Below are 394 nucleotides of genomic sequence, written 5' to 3' on the forward strand. Positions count from 1 at the left end.
CGCATGTGGATTGGGATGCGGGTGCGGTGGAGTTGCTGACCGAGCCCGTGGCGTGGCGGCGTGGGGAGCGGGTGCGGCGGGCTGGTGTGTCTTCCTTCGGTGTGTCGGGGACCAATGCGCATGTCATCGTGGAGGAAGCACCAGCGGTCCAGGCGCTGGTGGAGGGCACCCCGGCTGGTGAGCTACCCGATGGCGCGGGTGTGTCGTCTGGGGTGGTGCCGTGGGTGGTGTCGGGGCGTAGTGCGGGTGCGTTGGCTGGTCAGGCGGGTCGGTTGCTGGAGTATGTGCGTGCTGCGCAGGCTGATGGTGGTGGTGTGGACGTAGTGGGTGTGGGTCGTGCTCTGGTGGGTTCGCGTGCGGTGTTTGAGCACCGTGCTGTGGTTCTGGGTTCGGA

At 67.5% G+C, this 394-nt stretch carries 1 protein-coding gene; it reads left to right on the forward strand.

Features of this window, described 5'->3' with window-relative positions:
• On the forward strand, window positions 1-394 hold a 394-nt coding region (locus VT50_RS37890; protein ID WP_206269557.1), incomplete at both ends, for a ketoacyl-synthetase C-terminal extension domain-containing protein.

The sequence above is a fragment of the Streptomyces antioxidans genome, assembly GCF_000968685.2.
GTDB lineage: Bacteria > Actinomycetota > Actinomycetes > Streptomycetales > Streptomycetaceae > Streptomyces > Streptomyces antioxidans.